10 protein-coding genes and 1 pseudogene are annotated in these 17,844 nt (G+C 72.1%); 3 read left to right on the forward strand and 8 right to left on the reverse strand.

The window, feature by feature from the left end:
- Positions 1–53: 53 nt before the first annotated feature.
- From TU30_RS38125 to TU30_RS17135, 5 genes and pseudogenes are all read right to left on the reverse strand, one after another.
- Positions 54–968 (reverse strand): chaplin, encoded by a 915-nt coding sequence (locus tag TU30_RS38125; RefSeq protein WP_042170860.1) that lies wholly within the window; start codon positions 966–968, stop codon positions 54–56.
- A 322-nt stretch (positions 969–1,290) separates the two neighbouring features.
- Positions 1,291–3,239 (reverse strand): annotated as a pseudogene (locus TU30_RS17120) (long-chain fatty acid--CoA ligase).
- A gap of 145 nt (positions 3,240–3,384) precedes the next feature.
- Complete coding sequence (locus tag TU30_RS17125; protein WP_078878325.1) at positions 3,385–5,040, reverse strand: von Willebrand factor type A domain-containing protein; 1,656 nt, start codon at positions 5,038–5,040, stop codon at positions 3,385–3,387.
- A 155-nt stretch (positions 5,041–5,195) separates the two neighbouring features.
- Entirely contained in the window at positions 5,196–6,107 is a 912-nt protein-coding gene (locus TU30_RS17130) for an ABC transporter permease (RefSeq protein ID WP_107068486.1), read from the reverse strand.
- On the reverse strand, positions 6,104–8,758 hold the full coding sequence (locus TU30_RS17135; protein WP_042170862.1) for an alpha/beta fold hydrolase: 2,655 nt from the start codon (positions 8,756–8,758) through the stop codon (positions 6,104–6,106). The genes TU30_RS17130 and TU30_RS17135 overlap by 4 nt, the downstream gene beginning before the upstream one ends.
- A gap of 735 nt (positions 8,759–9,493) precedes the next feature.
- Between TU30_RS17135 and TU30_RS17140 the strand changes: the two genes are divergently transcribed.
- Positions 9,494–9,688 (forward strand): AlpA family transcriptional regulator, encoded by a 195-nt coding sequence (locus TU30_RS17140; RefSeq protein WP_042170865.1) that lies wholly within the window; start codon positions 9,494–9,496, stop codon positions 9,686–9,688.
- Between the two features lie 94 nt (positions 9,689–9,782).
- Here TU30_RS17140 and TU30_RS17145 read toward each other — a convergent pair whose 3' ends face one another.
- Positions 9,783–12,038, reverse strand: coding sequence for an MMPL family transporter (locus tag TU30_RS17145; protein WP_078878326.1), 2,256 nt, complete (start codon positions 12,036–12,038; stop codon positions 9,783–9,785).
- Between the two features lie 304 nt (positions 12,039–12,342).
- Between TU30_RS17145 and TU30_RS17150 the strand changes: the two genes are divergently transcribed.
- Together TU30_RS17150 and TU30_RS17155 are read left to right on the forward strand one after the other, a co-directional pair.
- Entirely contained in the window at positions 12,343–12,963 is a 621-nt protein-coding gene (locus TU30_RS17150; protein ID WP_042170868.1) for a TetR/AcrR family transcriptional regulator, read from the forward strand.
- An 86-nt stretch (positions 12,964–13,049) separates the two neighbouring features.
- On the forward strand, positions 13,050–13,289 hold the full coding sequence (locus tag TU30_RS17155; RefSeq protein WP_042170871.1) for a heavy-metal-associated domain-containing protein: 240 nt from the start codon (positions 13,050–13,052) through the stop codon (positions 13,287–13,289).
- A gap of 745 nt (positions 13,290–14,034) precedes the next feature.
- Here the strand turns inward: TU30_RS17155 and TU30_RS17160 are convergent.
- Both TU30_RS17160 and TU30_RS17165 read right to left on the reverse strand, forming a co-directional pair.
- Entirely contained in the window at positions 14,035–15,324 is a 1,290-nt protein-coding gene (locus tag TU30_RS17160) for a citrate synthase (protein WP_042170873.1), read from the reverse strand.
- 242 nt (positions 15,325–15,566) lie between these two features.
- Entirely contained in the window at positions 15,567–17,819 is a 2,253-nt protein-coding gene (locus tag TU30_RS17165) for an ATP-dependent RecD-like DNA helicase (RefSeq protein WP_042170876.1), read from the reverse strand.
- Positions 17,820–17,844 lie beyond the last annotated feature (25 nt).

Here is a 17,844-nt window from a genome sequence, read left to right on the forward strand (position 1 = left end):
CGGCCGGGCGGGTCGTCGGAGCCGGCCGGGGTGGGGTCCGGCTCCTGGAACCGCTAGCGGCGGGCGGCGCGCCCGCGGCGGTACAGCAGTGCCCCGCCCACGAGCAGGCTCGCACCGGCGGCCGAGGCGGCCAGCACGCTGTCGCTGCCGGTCTCGGCCAGGTGGGGCGGCTCCTCGCCGGGGGCCGGGGGCGGCGTGTGGGTCTCGTGCGCGGGCGGGGTGTGCGTACGGTCGGGCGGGGACAGCGGTGTCTCGGGCTCGTCGCCGGGCTCGTCCGGCGTGTGGCCGTTGCCGCAGTCGTTGCCGTAGGCGGAGTTGAGCAGCCCGATCACGTTGACGGAGTTGCCGCACGCGTTCACCGGCGCGTGGACGGGGAGCTGGATGAGGTTCCCGGACAGCACGCCGGGTGAGCCCTCGGCGACTCCCTCCGCGTACGCGCCGCCGTCGGAGCGGTCCTGCGAGGTGCCGGAGGCCCGGTGGTCGGACCTGTCGTCCTGGTGCGAACCGTTGACGCACGTGTTGTCGGAGGCCTCGTTGAGCGCCCCGACCACGTTGACGGAGTTGCCGCACGCGTTCACCGGGGCGTGGACGGGTGCCTGGACGTTGTTCCCGGACGCCACGCCGGGAGAGTCCTTGGCGACTCCCTCCGCGTACGCGCCACCGCCGCCGTCGGAGCGGTCCTGCGAGGTGCCGGAGGCCCGGTGGTCGGACCTGTCGTCCTGGTGCGAACCGTTGACGCACGTGTTGCCGGAGGCCGCGTTGAGCGCGGAGGCCGCACCGATGGTGTTGCCGCACGCGTTCACCGGCACCTCGATGGGTGCCTGGACGTTGTTCCCCGACAGCACGCCGGGAGAGTTCGTGGCGGCTCCCTCCGCGTGGGTGTCGGCGAGGGCGGGGGCGCCGTACAGCGAGAGAATGCCCGTGGCGGCGGCCGCCGCGAACGCTCCCCTGCTCAGGGTCTGTCGCAATGTCGTGGTCTTCCTGCTTGAAGAGGTGGAAAGCCGGCCCGGGCACGGAGATCGACGTCCGAAGCCGGCCTTGGCGGAGCCGGGAGGCCGGCGCGTCGGACGCCACAGCGTGCTATGCGTCGGGAAGAACACCCGGAGGCCCGACGGCGGCGGACCCGGCGTCGACAGCGGCTCCCGTGTCCGGCCCTCGACCCGCAGGCGGGAGTGCCTGCGGGACAAGCCCGTGCAACCGCGGACGGAGCAGCACAGCGCGTTCCTTTCTCGTGGCGTCGCGTGCCCTACTGCTTCATCAACCCGACGCACGCGAAACAGTTGCGCAGGTTCACCCGGTTGGCCCCTTAGGCGGACCGGTCCGCCCTTCGCCCGCCCCTCGGGCGTACAGCTTTTCGATCTCCTGTGCGTACGCCGCCTGCGCCGCCCGGCGTTTGACCTTGAGGGACGGGGTCAGCAGCCCGTTCTCCTCGGTGAACTCGCCCTCGACGAGGGTGAAGGCGCGGATCGATTCGGCGCGGGAGACGGCCTCGTTGGCGTGGCCGACGGCCCTCTGGACGTCGGCGCGCATCCGCGGGTCCTCGATCACCTCGGACAGGGGGTGCCGGCGGGCACGCCGCGTACTGCCAGCCAGTGCCCGACCGCTTCCGGGGCGAGGGTGACGAGTGCGGCGACGTAGGGGCGGTTGTCGCCGACGACCAGGCACTGACCGACAGGCGGGCGGCTGCGCAGGCGGTCCTCCAGGACTGCCGGGGAGACGTTCTTTCCGCCGGAGGTCACGAGGACGTCCTTCTTGCGGCCGGTGATGGTGAGATAGCCGTCCTCGTCGAGGGAGCCGAGGTCGCCGGTGGCGAACCAGCCGTCGTCGAGCACCTCGGCGGTGGCGGCCGGGTCGTTCCGGTAGGCCCCGAAGACGATGCCGCCCCGGACGAGGACCTCGCCGTCGTCGGCGATGCGGACGGCGGTGCCGGGGACCGGCAGGCCGACCGTGCCGGGGCGGGGGCCGAGCGGCGGGACGAGGGTGGCGGCGGCCGTGGTCTCGGTCAGGCCGTAGCCCTCGTAGACGAGGATGCCGGCCGCGTAGAAGAAGAGGTTGAGGTCGCGTTCCAGCGGGGAGCCGCCGCTGATGGCGTAGCGCACCCGGCCGCCGAGTTCCTTGCGCACGCGCCGGTAGACCAGCAGGTCGTACAGCGCCCAGGCGGCGTACAGGCCGGGGCCGGGGCCCTTGCCGCGGCCCAGGAAGCGGTCGAGGTGGGCCGCGCCGAAGCGGACGGCGGTGCGGTGTGCGCGTTCGAAGGAGGCGCCGCGGCCGAGTTCCTCGGCGGTGGCGCGGCCGGTGCCGTGGATCTTCTCGAAGAGGCAGGGGACGCCGACGAGGAAGGTCGGGCGGAACTGCTTGAGGGCGGGCCGCAGTTCGGCGGGGCTGATGCTCGGCCAGTGGCCGGTCTCGATGCGGCCGATCAGGCAGGCGATCTGCAGGGTGCGGCCGAGGATGTGGGCGAGCGGCAGGAAGAGCAGGGTCGAGGCGGTCTGGTCGGTGACCTCCTTGAACACGGGGTGGAGGAGTTCGACGGTGTTGGCGGCCTCGGCGAGCAGTTTGGCGTGGGTGAGGACGCAGCCCTTGGGGCGGCCGGTGGTGCCGGAGGTGTAGCAGATCGTCGCGGTGGTGCCGGGGGTGAGCGCGGTGCGGCGTTCGGTGATCTCCGCGCCGGGGACGTCCCGGCCGAGGGCGGTGAGGCGGGCGAGGGCGTCCGCGTCGAGTTCCCAGGTGCGCGGCGGTTCGGGCAGGGCGGCGGTGGCGGTGTTCTGCCCGGTCTCCGTGACGACGAACCGGGTGCCGGAGTCGCGGACGATCCATTCGACCTGGTCCGCGGAGGAGGTGGGGTAGACCGGGACGCTCTGGCCGCCGGCGGACCAGATCGCGAAGTCCAGGACCGCCCATTCGTAGCGGGTGCGGGACATCACCGCGACCCGGTCGCCGGGTACGAGGCCGGCCGCGACGAGGCCCTTGGCCACGGCGGTGACCTCCTGCGCGAAGGACGCCGCCGTGACGGCGTGCCAGGTGTCGTGCCGCTCGCGGCGCAGGACGACGTCGTCGGGGGCCTCGGCCGCGTTGGTGAAGGGGATGTCGGCGGTGCTGCCGGTGGCCGGCGGCGGGGCGAGGACCTCCGTACGGACCTCGCGCACGACGCCGTGCTCGTCCCGGGTGGTCCCGGCCCTGGTGCGGGCGGTCAGGTCGGTACGTCGTTTCGCCCGTTTCAGGTCCTTGCGTACACCCATGACGGCTCCCGGTCGCGGCTGATGCGGTCGTACTGGTGCCGCCCCGCTCACTTACTTCGAAGTAAACTTACTGGTGCGTAAGAACAAGTCAACGGGGTGGGCCCGCCCGGGCGGGCCGGGCGGGCCCTGCGGAGGTGTGGCCCCGTCAGTAGAGGCGGTCGGCGGTACGGATCGCCTCGGCCAGGTCGCGGAGGTCCTCGTCCTCGGTGCGGTCGGCCAGGCCGGCCGCGTGGCCGGCGAGTTCGTCCAGGCGCGGGGCGCCGGGCAGGGCTCGGTGGCGGCGGCCGTCCGTGCGCAGGGCGTCGGCGAAGTAGGCGGCGGTGGCGGTGACCGTGAGGCCGCGGGCGCCGGTCCAGACGGAGTCGCCGAGGTCGCCGGCCTCCAGGTCGCCGCTCTCCTCGTGCGGGGCGCGGGAGTCGGGGCCGAGCCAGCGGACGGTGGCCGTGGCGAGGTGGCCGTCGGAGGCGCCGGGCCGGATGCGGACCGCGTACAGGGCGGTGACGGTGTGGCCGGGGCCGACCTCGCCGCCGTCCACGTCGTCGTCGCGGAAGTCCTCGTCGGCGACCCGGCGGTTGTCGTAGCCGACGAGGCGGAACTCGGCGACCGTCCCGGGGTCGAAGGCGACCTGGGCCTTCGCGTCGCGGGCGGTCAGTTCGACGGTGCGCGGCAGCTGTTCGCTGAAGACCTCGCGGGCCTCCTCCGCGTCGGACACGTACACCGTGTGGCCGTCGCCCTTGCCGGCGAGGCGTTCCATGAGGGCGTCGCCGTAGTCGCTGCCGACGCCGACGAGGGTGATGCCGTGTTCGCGGCGGGACTCCCCAATGCGTTCGAGGATCGTGTCGGCGTCGGTGTCACCGGTGTTGGCGAGCGCGTCGGAGATCAGGACGACCCGGTTGGTGGCGCCCCTGCGCAGCCCTTCGACGGCGGTCTCGTAGCCGGTCTCGACGCCCGCACCGAGGTTGGTGGACAGGGCGGGCTCCAGGCGGTCGACGGCGTCGTGGATCTCGCCCCGGTTGCCGTCGAGGCGGGTCATCGGCAGGACGGTCTCGGCCTCGTCGCTGAAGGTGACGAGCGCGACCGAGTCCTCGTCGCGCAGCCGGTCCGTCATGGTGGCGAGGGATCCCCGGGCAAGGTCCAGGCGGCCCGGTTCGCCCATGGAGCCGGAGACGTCGACGACGAAGGTGAGGGCGGCGGGCGGGCGGTCCTCGCCCGGCCCGGCGGACCGGGTGGCGAGGCCGACGCGGACCAGGGACCAGTCGTCCTCGTCGGTGCGGGCGCCGTCGACGGTGACCGTGAAGCCGTCGCCGTCCGGGCGTTCGTAGTCCTGCCGGAAGCTGTTGACGAACTCCTCGGGCCGGACCGTCGACAGGTCGGGCAGCCTGCCCTCGGAGAGGGTGCGCCGGGCGTAGCCGTACGAGGCGGTGTCGACGTCGAGGGCGAAGGTGGACAGGTGGTCGGGGACGGGCGCGATGTCCCGGCGCCCGTCCTGCTCCCCCTCGCGCTGCCGGTCGGTGCCGCGGGTGCCGTCGGGCCCGGGGGAGGCATCGGCGGCCGCGTCACCGCCCCGGCCGCCGATGCCTCCCCCGGGCCCGCCTCCGCCCTCGTACGAGGAGTCGGACACCTTGCCGCCGTCCCCGTTCCCACCGCCGCACGCGGTGAGCAGCAGGCCGCTCGCCGCCGTGAGCGCGACCAGCGCGGCACGGAGGCGGCGGGTTCCCCGGGGGGTCCGGTGGCGGGTCCGGGCCTCGTCCTGTCGTGTCGCCCCTGTCCCGTTCGGTGTCCGGACCGTCGTGTGCTTCATCGTGCGTTCCCCCTCGTGCCGTTGGCGTCGACTTCTCGACTGTGACGCCGGGGCCGGGCGGAACGTGCACCACGGGGCGTTGCGGATGGGTCTCGGCGGGCACGGAACGCGCCCGCCGAGACCGGTGGGTGATCCTCCGCCGCCCTGGGCCCGACCTAGGAGACCACGTCCTTGCGGGCGAAGCCGCGGAAGGCCAGCGCGAACAGGACGAGCGCGTACGTCACCGAGACCGCGGTGCCCTGGATCATGCCGGACCACTGCGGGGTCGGCTGGACGGCGTCGGCCCAGGCGTACTGCCAGTGCGCGGGCAGGAAGTGGCGCCAGTCGCCGAGGGCGGTCACCTGGTCCAGGACGTTGCCGACGATGGTCAGGCCGACCGCGCCGCCGACCGCGCCCAGCGGGGCGTCGGTGCGCGTCGACAGCCAGAACGCGAGCCCGGCGGTGACCAGCTGGGACACGAAGACGTACGCCACGACCACCACGAGCCGCTGGGCCGCCGTGGCGGGGTCCAGCGAGCCGCCGGTGGGGATCTGCAGCGGGCCCCAGCCGTAGGCGGCCGTGCCGACGAGCAGTGCGACCACCGGCAGCAGCACCATCGCGGCGAGGCTGAGCCCGAGGCCGACGACGAGCTTGGACCACAGCAGCCGCATCCGCGGCACCGGGGCGGCGAGCAGATAACGCAGCGAGGACCAGCCGGCCTCCGAGGCGACCGTGTCCCCGCAGAACAGGGCGACGGGGACGACCAGCAGGAAGCCCGCGGAGACGAACAGGTTCACGGCGGCGAAGTTGGCGCCGGACGCGGTGGCCGTGTCCATCAGGGTCACCCGGCCCTCGCGGCCCTCCGGCTCGCCGCCGACGGCGAAGGCGACGGCCAGCACGAACGGCAGGGCGGCGAGGATCGCGCCCATGACGATCGTGCGGCGGCGCTTGAGCTGCCGGACGAGTTCGACGCGCAGCGGCAGCGTGCGGCCCGCGCGGTAGCCGTCGGCGACCTCCACCGGTTCCACCGGGCCGCCGGCCGGCTGCCCGGTTCCGGCGGGCCCGGTCCGTTCGTCGAGCGCGCTCATGCGGAACCTCCGATCATCGTGAGGAAGGCGTCTTCGAGGCGGCGGTTCGGTCCGACCGACGCCACCGGCACTTCCAGCCGCACCAGTTCGGCGACCAGACGCGGGGCGGTGCCGTCGGCGTCGAGGCGGACCAGCAGCCCGTCGTCGGTGAGGACCGCCGAGGCGACGCCCGGCAGGGCGGCCACCTTCCCGGCGAGCGGCTCGTCCACGGGGGACCCGGTGCCGACGAGCAGGGTGTCGCCGGAGCCGATGATCTCCTGCACCGGCCCGGCCTGGACCAGCCGGCCGCGGTCCATGACGACGAGGTGGGTACAGGACTGCTCGACCTCGGAGAGCAGGTGGCTGGAGACGATCACGGTGCGGCCTGCGGCCGCGTACCGGATCATCACCTCGCGCATCTCGCGGATCTGGGGCGGGTCGAGGCCGTTGGTCGGTTCGTCGAGGATGAGCAGGTCCGGCAGGCCGAGCATGGCCTGCGCGATGGCGAGTCGCTGGCGCATGCCCTGGGAGTAGGTGCGCACGGCGCGGGCGAGGGCGTCGCCGAGGCCCGCGATCTCCAGGGCCTCCTCGATGTGGGAGTCCTCCGCCGGGCGGCCGGTGGCCTGCCAGTACAGCTCCAGGTTCTCCCGGCCGGACAGGTGCGGGAGGAAGCCCGCGCCCTCGACGAAGGCGCCGACCCGGGAGAGCACCGGCGCGCCGGGCCGGATGGCGTGACCGAAGACGCGGATCTCGCCGCCGTCGGGCTTGATCAGCCCCATCAGCATGCGCAGGGTGGTGGTCTTGCCCGCGCCGTTCGGCCCGAGCAGGCCGAGGACCTGGCCCCTCTCCACCCGGAACGACAGGTCCCGTACGGCGTACCGGTCGGCGGAGCGGGCGTAGCGCTTGCCGAGGCCGGTGATCTGCAGCGGTACGCCGGCGAGTCCGGGATCGGGGGGCGTGGCCGCCGTACGGCGGCGGCCGCTCAGCACCAGGGCGAGGGCGACGACGGCCGAGGCGAGCGGGAGCCACCACACCCAGGAGGGCAGCGGGGCCGCCGCGGTGTCCACCTGGGGCGCGGTGGGCACGGTGAGGTCGCTCTTCAGGGAGACGGTGTACGTGGCCGGGGCGGCCGGGGAGGCGTAGCCCAGGTCGGTGGAGGCGAGGACCAGCCGCAGGCGGTGGCCCTGCTGGACCTCGTGGTCGACGGCCGGGAACGTGACGGTGACGTCCTTGCCCGCCTTGGCGTCCTCCACCCGGACCGGTGCGACCAGCTGGGAGGGCAGCACCTGCTGCCGGCCGTCCGGGCCGACGTCGTACACCTTGCCGAAGAGGACGGCGTCGTCGCTGGTCGACTTCACGTGCACGGTGGCGGTCGGCGAGCCGGTGATCCGCAGGTCGCCGGTGAGCGGGGCGGACTCGAAGCGGGCGTACTGGCCGGGGAAGTCCAGGGAGACACCGACGCCGAGGGACGACAGCTGGGAGAGGCCGCCGGCGCCGCCGAGGCCGGGCAGGGCGGAGACGGCGGGCGGACTGGCGCCGGCCGGGTTGACGAGGCTCTGCTCGCGTCCGGTGAGCGGGAAGGCCTTCCCGCCGCCGGTCAGGCCCGGGTAGCGGTCCGCGCTCGCGCCGCTCAGTACGGCCTGCCCGTCGGTGGAGTCGATGCCCCCGGTGCGGCTGACGCGGAAGGCGGGGCCGGTGTCGGTGCCCTCGTCGCCCTTCAGGTAGCGGTCGAACCAGGCCCGGGTCCGGGCGCGGAGGCGCTCCCCCTCCGGGTCGCCGCCGTCGTGCCCGCCGGCGATCCAGTCGACGTCGACCGGGGCGCCGTTCGCGCGGATCGCCTGCGCGGCGGCGTCGGCGTGGCCGAGCGGGAACAGGGAGTCGGACTGGCCCTGCATCAGCAGGGTCGGCACGTCGATGCGGTCGGCGACGGCGGACGGGGACCGCTCCTTCAGGAGCTCGACGGCCCGGGCGTCCGGGATGCCGGACTCGGCGACCCGCTCGTACATCCGGCACAGCTCGGGCTCGAACTTCTCGCATCCGCCGCCGGAGTTGACGAAGATGCCCGCCCACAGCCTCTTGAACACGCCGTCCGGGAACAGCGCTTCGGAGAGGTCGAAGTAGGTGATCGCGGGGGCGATGGCGTCCACCCGGTCGTCGTGCCCGGCGGTGAGCAGCGCGACGGCGCCGCCGTAGGAGCCGCCGGCCATGCCGAGGCGCGGGTCGCCGTCCCCGTCCAGCTCGACCTCGGGCCGCTCGGCGAGCCAGTCGATGAGCCGGGAGACGTCGGCGACCTCGCCGTCCGGGTCGTTCAGCCCGATCTTCCCGGTGGACTCGCCGAAGCTGCGCGCGGACCAGGTGAGCACCGCGTACCCCTCGCGCGCGAGCTCCTCGGCCTGCTGCCGCACGTCGTTCTTGCTGCCGCCGAAGCCGTGCCCGAGCAGGACGGCGGGACGGCGGCCGGCCGGGCCGGCGGTGAAGTACGAGGTGTCGATGCGCACCTCGTCGGCCACCGTCATGACGCGGTCGGCCCGGTCCACCGGGGGCACGTCGTCGGAGGCGACGGCGGTCCAGGTGCCGGCCCCGGCGAGCACGACGACGGCGGCCACGGCGGCGACGGTCCGTCGCGGACGCCATGACCTGGGCCATCGCGGTCCGGGCAGTCGAAGATCCATGCGTCAACGGTACGGGGTCGACCTGTGGGCCCGATGCCGACCGCAGACCGACCTCGCCACCTCCTCCAGGCGTACGCACCCGCTGTCCCGTACCGCGTCCGTGGTACGCGCCCACGCCGCGAACACCCCGGGAGCGCCCATATCGGTGGCGGACGGGAAACCTCCGGCGCGGGGCCGTAGCGGGCGGGGAGTCGTCGCCGCACTTCGCTCCTGCCAAAGCGAAGCGGCCGCCCGCGCCGGAGGTGATCGGTGCCGGGGCCGTCAGGGCGCCCCGGGGTACGGAGGCCGGCGGCGGCGTTCGTGGCTCGTCGTGGTCGTCCCCGCACGGCTCTCCCACGGTTTCTAGTCGTGGAGGCGAAGCCCTGTCAATGCTTTGTCCGGACATTCGGATGAGATCTTGACCGTACGTCCCCGGAACGGGCCCGCACGCACCCGGCGCCCGCGCACCCGGCACGGACGGGTGATGCCGACGGAGTCCGGTCGCGGGGCGGGTCAACCCGCCCCGCCGGGGGACCGGCACGCACCTTTGCATCACGTGTGTCACAAACATCCCGCTCGTGTCGCGCATGTCCCGCGTACGCGGTTTTTCCGTCACGCCCGGCGCACAACGGGGCTCCGCACCCGTAGGGCGTCGTTCACCGGGCAGAACGCCTGGTGATCGCCAGCGCAGCACCCGGCTCCCCCTGACGGCCGATCCCTGGCCGCCTCCGTGGTGCGCGCGGGGAGGTACGACGCATGACCGACCGACGTCTGTGGTCCTACAAGGACATCGCGGCGCACATCAAGGTGCAGCCGGACACCGTCCGCTCCTACCGCAAGCACGGCCTGCTGCCCCCGCCCGACCACGTGGAGAGCGGCAAGCCGTACTGGTACGCGGACACGGTGCGCCGCTGGGTGGCCTCCCGGCCGGGCAACCGGCCCCGCCGCTGAGCCCCGTCCCACCACCCGCGACCACGGCTGTGCCCCACCACGCAGGTGGGGCACAGCCGTTCAGTCGTTCAGTCGTTCCGGTCGCCCGGTGTGGTCATACGGTCGTGCGGGTCGGCTCGGTTTCGGACCGGGACCCGGGCTCGGACCCGGGCTCGGACCCGGCCCTTCCGGTCCCGGTCCCGCCGGCTCCCGGCGCGGACTCGCCCTCGCTGAGCCCGAACCGCTCGTGGAACCGGCGCAGCGGCCCCGGCGCCCACCAGGTCGCCCGGCCGGCGAGCCGCATGACCGAGGGGACCAGGAGGCTGCGGATGATCATCGCGTCCATCAGCACGGCCAGCGCGATGCCCAGGCCGAGCATCTTGGTGTTGGTCACCCGCGAGGTGCCGATCGCGACCATGACCACCGCCAGGATGACGGCCGCCGCGGTGATCAGCCCTCCCGTGCGCTGCAGACCGTGCCGGACGGCCTGCTCGTGGTCGCCGGTGAGGTCGTGCTCCTCCTTGATCCGGGAGAGCAGGAACACGCCGTAGTCCATGGAGAGGCCGAAGGCCACGCAGAACATGATGACCGGGAGGGTCGTCTCGATGGAGCCGGGGCTGGTGAAGCCGAGCAGGCCGGAGAGGTGGCCGTCCTGGAAGACCCAGACCATGGCGCCGAACATGGCGGTCAGACTCAGCGCGTTGAGCAGCACCGCCTGGACGGGTATCAGCACGCTGCCGGTGAGCAGGAACACCAGGAACAGGGTGACGACGACGATGAAGAGGGCCGCCATCGGCAGACGCTCGGCTATGGCGTCCTTGGAGTCGACGAGCACGGCCGCCGCACCCGTCACGCTGGTGTCGAACGGGGCGTCCACCGCACGCAGATCGCCCACCAGGCGCTGGGCGGGGTCGTCGACGGCCTCGCCCTTGGGCAGCACCGTGAAGTACGCGGCGTCGCCCTTCACCAGCGGCCCCTCGACCCGTACCACCTCGGGAAGTCCGGCGACGCCCTCCTTGTAGGCCGCGTACTGGGCCTCGGTGGCGCGGCCCTCGGCGAGCACTTCGAGGCCGCCGCCGGGGCTGCCCGGGAAGCCCTCGCGGATGTGGTCCTGGACCACGCGGGACTGGGCGGTGGACGGCAGCTGGCGGTCGTCGGCGGTGCCGAACTTCACGCCCAGGAAGGGCAGTCCGAGCAGGACCAGTACGGCCGTGGTGCCCAGGGCGAAGAACGGCGCCCGGCGCATCACCAGCGTCGCCATGCGCCCCCAGGCGGCGCCTTCCTCGCCGGGCGCCTTCGCGGGCCGCTTGCGGCGCAGCAGGCGGCGCAGGTCCAGGGCGTCGACGCGGTGGCCGAGGACCATCAGCGCGGCGGGGAGCAGAATAAGTGCCGCCGTCGCGGCCAGCAGCACCACGGCGATGCCGGCGTAGGCGAAGGACTGCAGGAAGTACTGCGGGAAGAGCAGCATCGCCGCCAGGGACACCGCGACCGTGAGGGCGGAGAAGAGCACCGTGCGCCCGGCCGTGCGCAGGGTGGTGCCGATGGCGGTGAGGGGTTCGGCGCCGGCGGACAGCTCCTCGCGGAAGCGGCGGACGATGAAGAGCGCGTAGTCGATGGCCAGGCCGAGGCCGAGCGCGGTGGTGAGGTTCATCGCGAACACCGACACCTCGGTGAACTCGGTGAGCCCGCGCAGGATCGCGTTGGCGCCGAGGATCGCGACGATGCCGATGCCGAGCGGCAGCAGGGCCGCGACGGCGCTGCCGAACACCATCACCAGCAGCACGAGCGTCACCGGCAGGGCGATCAGCTCGGCCCGCAGCAGGTCCTCCTGGATGATCGTCTGCATCTCGTGCCGCACGGCGACCGGGCCGCCGACGCCGACCTCCACCACGCCCTGTTCGCCACGGAACAGGGGGGCTATGCGGTCCAGGGTCTCGCCCATGGTCGTCTCGTCACCCGTGACGCGGGCGGCGATCAGCGCCTCGCGCCCGTCCTCGGCGCGCAGGGCGGGTGAGCGGGTCTGCCAGTAGGAGCCGACGCCGGTGATCCCCTCCTCGCCGGCCAGGCGCTCGGTGAGCCGCGCGGCCTCGGCGGCGACGGCCGGGTCGTCGACCGAGGCCTCGCCCGCGTCGACGAGCAGCAGGAGGTTGGGCCGGGAGTCGGGGAACTCCCGCTCGATGGCCTGGGTCGCGTAGGTGGACTCCGCGGCCGGGTCCTCCCAGCCGCCACTGCTCATGCGGTCGGCGACGCCGCTGCCGGCCAGCACGGCCAGCACGGTGAGCACCAGCGCCGCCAGCAGGGCGAGCCGCGGCCGGGCGGTCACGAACCGGGTCCAGCCTCCGACGCGTGGTGGCTCGTTGACTTCGGTCATCCTGCGGTGTCCCCCTTTTACCGTGGAACCGTGCGCCGGCCCTGCCCCGGCGACTGCTCCGTGCGTCCCGCTCGTGCACCTTGCTGGTCCGGGGCCTCGCAGTCCGCGAAGACGTGGATGCGCGGGCAGGCGGCATGGCTGTGCCGTTGCCATAAACTGGCAAACACGAGAGGTCGCTCGTGTTTCACCAGAATGCGAGCACCCGCTCGCGTTTGTCAATCGCTGTGGAAAGCGCGCACGGAAACACCTGCGGAAGTCTTCGCGCGGCGAGGAAACGGGGGGACACGTGCCAGAGAGGACCGACATGGAGCAGGCAGCCGACGAGCGGCCCCGCCGCAGGCAGGCCCGCGGCGAGCGGCGCATCGCCCAGTTGCTCGAGGCGGCCGCCTCCGTCTTCTGCACCACCGGGTACACGGCGGCCAGCACCAACGCCATCGCCCGCGAGGCCGGCGTCTCCCCCGGCACCCTGTACCAGTTCTTCCCGAACAAGGAAGCGATCGCGGTCGAGCTGAGCGACCGGCTGATGCACGAGATGCGGGAGACCTACGGGACGGCTCTGCGACCGATCGCCCCCGAGACCCCCCTGGAGGAGGCCGTCGCGGCGGCCGTCGACCGCTTCGTCGACTTCAACTGCCGCCACCCGGTCTTCTTCACCCTGATGCACGGCCCCGACGTCCCCGGCGCCATGGCGCAGGAGCACGACGCCCTGCACGCCGCCCTGGTCGACCGGGTCGAGGCGCTGCTCACCCCGTTCCTGCCCGACGCCCGCACCGGGGAGATCACCCGTACGTCCCGGATGTGCGTGGCCCTCTACAAGGGCGGCCTGGAGCTGATCCTCGCCCACGAGGGCGCCGAACGTGAGGCCTATGTCCAGGAACTGAAGGACGTCCTGTTCCGCTACCTCGACCCGCTGGTCGTGGATTAATACCCCCTAGGGGTATAGTCTGAAACGTGGAGGCCCCGGCCCCGCGGGCCCCCTCGACCCCATACGCCTCGACGAGGAGCAACGACATGACCGCCCAGACCGACACCCAGGGCTCCGTCACCGCCGTCTACAAGGTGAGCGGCATGAGCTGCGGCCACTGCGAAGGCGCCGTCTCCGGCGAGATCTCCGGGATCCCCGGGGTCGACTCGGTGAAGGCCGTCGCCGCCACCGGCGAGGTCACCGTCGTCTCCGACACCCCGCTCGACGAGGAGGCCGTCCGCGCCGCCGTCGACGAGGCCGGCTTCGAGCTCGTCGGCCCCGCCTGACGCCGGCGCACCCCCCGCCTCCGCCTCCGCCTCCGCCTCCGCCGCTGCCGCTGCCGCTGCCGCTGCCGCTGCCGCCCACAGCCTGCGGCCACGCTCGTTTCATTGAGGTCTCAACCGACCTCAACCCCTGGAGTCCGGTACGACATTTCACATAAGCTCTTCACAAGGCTCGCGCATCATCCTTACGCTTGGGGCGCGTCGGTAATTCAGGCACCTTGTGCACCTACCGGACACATGCAAGAGACGCAGATCACAGTGACGTGAACGTAACCATCGAAGGGGTCCGAAGGTCTAAGTTGGCGATGTCGGGAAGCGTCTTGGGGGGCGCGACCTGGCATCCGGGAATGTCTTGGGGGACTTTCCCGGAGCTGCGTTGCCGGGGCACGTACATCGGAGAGCTTTGAGCGGCCCTCCCGACGGTGCGCGTCCCGGCAGACCGCACGAGTGCCGTGGGCTCCGCTCACCGTGCTCACCAGACAGCGATTCAGGCGCTGATCTTCACAGACGCCCGGCCGGATCCCGTGGGGGGAATCCGCACCGGGACATGGGAAGGCGCCCTGACGTCGGCCCGTGGGGGGACCGGCGCAGGGCGCCTTCTGCTTTCCGACGGAACACGCGTCGGCACACCGGCCCGACCGTCCCCGCCCCGACCCGGCCGGCCGAGGACGGATGGCACGTCGTCCCTCGAGGTGAGGTGGACGTGTGCCATCCGTCCTTGTGCCCGTGTCGCGGCTCGCGCGTTCGGTCAGCGCTCCTCGACCGGGATGAAGTCGCGCTCCACCACGCCCGTGTAGATCTGGCGCGGGCGGCCGATGCGGGAGCCCGGCTCCTTGATCATCTCGTGCCACTGGGCGATCCAGCCCGGCAGGCGGCCGAGGGCGAACAGGACCGTGAACATCTCGGTCGGGAAGCCCATGGCCCGGTAGATCAGACCGGTGTAGAAGTCCACGTTCGGGTAGAGGCTGCGCGAGACGAAGTAGTCGTCGGAGAGCGCGTGCTCCTCCAGCTTGAGCGCGATGTCCAGCAGCTCGTCGGACTTGCCGAGGGCGGACAGCACGTCGTGCGCGGCGGCCTTGATGATCTTGGCGCGCGGGTCGAAGTTCTTGTAGACCCGGTGGCCGAAGCCCATCAGACGGACGCCGTCCTCCTTGTTCTTCACCTTGCGGATGAAGGAGTCGACGTCGCCGCCGTCGGCCTGGATGCCCTCGAGCATCTCCAGCACCGACTGGTTGGCGCCACCGTGCAGCGGGCCCCACAGGGCGGAGATGCCGGCGGAGATCGAGGCGAACATGTTCGCCTGCGAGGAGCCCACCAGGCGCACCGTGGAGGTCGAACAGTTCTGCTCGTGGTCCGCGTGCAGGATGAGCAACTTGTCCAGGGCGGAGACCACGACCGGGTCGAGCTCGTAGTCCTGGGCCGGGACCGAGAAGGTCATGCGCAGGAAGTTCTCGACGTAGCCGAGGTCGTTGCGCGGGTAGACGAACGGGTGACCGATCGACTTCTTGTAGGCGTAGGCCGCGATCGTCGGAAGCTTGGCGAGCAGCCGGATCGTGGAGAGGTTGCGCTGACGCTCGTCGAACGGGTTGTGGCTGTCCTGGTAGAACGTCGACAGCGCCGAGACCACCGACGACAGCATGGCCATCGGATGGGCGTCGCGCGGGAAGCCCCGGTAGAAGTTCTTGACGTCCTCGTGCAGCAGGGTGTGCTGCGTGATCTCGTTCTGGAACGCGGTGAGCTCGTCGACGGTCGGCAGCTCGCCGTTGATCAGCAGGTAGGCGACCTCCAGGAAGGAGGAGCGCTCGGCCAGCTGCTCGATGGGGTACCCGCGGTAACGGAGGATGCCTCCCTCGCCGTCCAGGTACGTGATCGCGGATTTGTATGCGGCGGTGTTGCCGTAGCCGCTGTCCAGCGTCACCAGGCCGGTCTGGGCTCGGAGCTTCCCGATGTCGAAGCCCTTGTCACCGACCGTACTGTCGATCACCGGGTAGGTGTACTCGCCGTCGCCGTACCGCAGTACTACAGAGTTGTCGCTCACGTCTTCCCTCACCGACGTAGTGCCTCATCTTCGAGGTGCCCTGACTGTCTCTACCATCCCCCACTTGGCTCAGGAGAGTGCACTCGGGGTCGACCATCGGGCCTATTGGCGGCACTGAGTGCCGCCAACTTGCCCATCCTGCCTCTTGCGTTCCGCTTCCGGAAGGCCTCTGTGACGTTCCTGACTCATTTGATCGATCATTTTTCTTCCGGGGTGGGGCGACGGGCGGCAACAACGACGGTTCAGGCGCCCGCGAGCCGGAAGTCGAGCGCCGTACAGCGCCTGCCGGCCGAGACCGTGCGTACCGCCTGTCCGATCGCCCTGCGGGAGCCGACGAGGACGACCAGCCGCTTGGCGCGGGTCACCGCCGTGTAGAGCAGGTTGCGCTGCAGCATCATCCAGGCTCCCGTGGTCACCGGGATGACGACGGCCGGGTACTCGCTGCCCTGGGAGCGGTGGATGGTCACCGCGTAGGCGTGGGCCAGCTCGTCCAGTTCGTCGAACTCGTACGGCACCTCCTCGTCCTCGTCCGTCAGCACCGTCAGCCGCTGGTCGACCGGGTCGAGTGAGGTGACCACGCCGACGGTGCCGTTGAAGACCCCGTTCGCGCCCTTCTCGTAATTGTTGCGGATCTGGGTGACCTTGTCCCCGACGCGGAAGACCCGGCCGCCGAACCGCTTCTCGGGCAGGTCGGGGCGGCCCGGGGTGACGGCCTGCTGGAGCAGGCCGTTCAGCGTGCCCGCGCCGGCCGGGCCGCGATGCATGGGGGCCAGGACCTGGACGTCCCGGCGCGGGTCGAGCCCGAACTTCGCCGGGATGCGCCGGGCCGCCACGTCCACGGTGAGCCGGCCCGCCTCCTCCGTGTCGTCCTCGACGAAGAGGAAGAAGTCCTTCATGCCGTCGGTGAGCGGGTGCTGTCCGGCGTTGATCCGGTGCGCGTTGGTCACCACGCCCGACTGCTGGGCCTGACGGAAGACGCGGGTGAGGCGGACGGCGGGGACGGGGCTGCCGTCGGCCAGCAGGTCCCGGAGCACTTCGCCCGCGCCGACGCTGGGGAGCTGGTCGACGTCGCCCACGAAGAGGAGGTGGGCGCCGGGGGCCACGGCCTTGACCAGCTTGTTGGCCAGGAGCAGGTCCAGCATGGACGCCTCGTCGACCACCACCAGGTCGGCGTCCAGCGGACGGTCCCGGTCGTAGGCCGCGTCACCGCCGGGCTTGAGCTCCAGCAGGCGGTGGACGGTGGAGGCCTCGGCGCCGGTCAGCTCGGCCAGGCGCTTGGCGGCGCGGCCGGTCGGGGCCGCGAGCACCACCTTGGCCTTCCTGGCGCGGGCCAGCTCCACGATCGAGCGGACGGTGAAGGACTTGCCGCAGCCGGGGCCGCCGGTGAGGACCGCGACCTTCTCGGTGAGCGCCAGCTTCACGGCGGCCTCCTGCTCGGGGGCGAGGTCGGCCCCGGTACGCCCCTTCAGCCAGGTCAGCGCCTTGTCCCAGGCCACGTCCCGGAAGCCCGGCATCCGGTCCTCCCCGGTGCGCAGGAGGCGCAGCAGCTGGGCGGAGAGGGCCAGTTCGGCACGGTGGAAGGGGACGAGATAGACGGCGGTGACCGGGTCGCCGCCCTCCGGATCGGGGACCTTCTCCCGTACGACTCCGGGGTCCTCGCCCTCCTCCGGCTCGGCGGCCAGCTCGGCGAGGCACTCGATGACGAGCCCGGTGTCCACCTGGAGCAGCTTCACCGCGTCGGCGATCAGCTTCTCCTCGGGCAGATAGCAGTGGCCCTGGTCGGTGGCCTGCGAGAGGGCGTACTGCAGGCCCGCCTTGACCCTGTCGGGGCTGTCGTGCGGGATGCCGACGGACTGGGCGATCTTGTCGGCGGTGAGGAAGCCGATGCCCCAGACGTCGGACGCCAGCCGGTACGGCTGGTTTTTCACCACGGAGATCGAGGCGTCCCCGTACTTCTTGTAGATGCGCACGGCGATGGAGGTGGACACCTCGACGGTCTGGAGGAAGAGCATGACCTCCTTGATCGCCTTCTGTTCCTCCCAGGCGTCGGCGATCTTCCTGGTCCGCTTGGGCCCGAGGCCGGGGACCTCGATGAGCCGCTTGGGCTCCTCCTCGATGACGGTCAGGGTGTCCAGGCCGAAGTGCTGCGTGATGCGGTCGGCGAAGACCGGCCCGATGCCCTTGACCAGCCCGGAACCGAGGTAGCGCCGGATGCCCTGGACGGTGGCCGGGAGCAGTGTCGTGTAGTTCTCGACGTGGAACTGCTTCCCGTACTGCGGGTGCGACCCCCAGCGGCCCTCCATCCGCAGTGACTCCCCGACCTGCGCACCGAGCAGCGCCCCGACGACCGTGAGCAGGTCGCCGGCGCCTCTGCCGGTGTCGACGCGGGCGACCGTGTAGCCGTTCTCCTCGTTGGAGTACGTGATGCGCTCCAGCACGCCTTCGAGCGTGGCGAGACGCCGATCCCCGGGGGCCGCTGCGGACTGGTTGGACATGGTCCGACGGTACCGGTGGGGTGTG

The sequence above is a fragment of the Streptomyces sp. NBRC 110035 genome (assembly GCF_000829695.1).
Taxonomy (GTDB): Bacteria; Actinomycetota; Actinomycetes; order Streptomycetales; family Streptomycetaceae; genus Streptomyces.

Excerpts from the sequence above, each read along its gene's own strand:
- TU30_RS17125 (WP_078878325.1), bottom strand. The coding sequence starts at position 5,040 with ATGAAGCACACGACGGTCCGGACACCGAACGGGACAGGGGCGACACGA.
- TU30_RS17130 (WP_107068486.1), bottom strand. The coding sequence starts at position 6,107 with ATGAGCGCGCTCGACGAACGGACCGGGCCCGCCGGAACCGGGCAGCCG.
- TU30_RS17135 (WP_042170862.1), bottom strand. The coding sequence starts at position 8,758 with ATGGATCTTCGACTGCCCGGACCGCGATGGCCCAGGTCATGGCGTCCG.
- TU30_RS17140 (WP_042170865.1), top strand. The coding sequence starts at position 9,494 with ATGACCGACCGACGTCTGTGGTCCTACAAGGACATCGCGGCGCACATC.
- TU30_RS17145 (WP_078878326.1), bottom strand. The coding sequence starts at position 12,038 with ATGACCGAAGTCAACGAGCCACCACGCGTCGGAGGCTGGACCCGGTTC.
- TU30_RS17150 (WP_042170868.1), top strand. The coding sequence starts at position 12,343 with ATGGAGCAGGCAGCCGACGAGCGGCCCCGCCGCAGGCAGGCCCGCGGC.
- TU30_RS17155 (WP_042170871.1), top strand. The coding sequence starts at position 13,050 with ATGACCGCCCAGACCGACACCCAGGGCTCCGTCACCGCCGTCTACAAG.
- TU30_RS17165 (WP_042170876.1), bottom strand. The coding sequence starts at position 17,819 with ATGTCCAACCAGTCCGCAGCGGCCCCCGGGGATCGGCGTCTCGCCACG.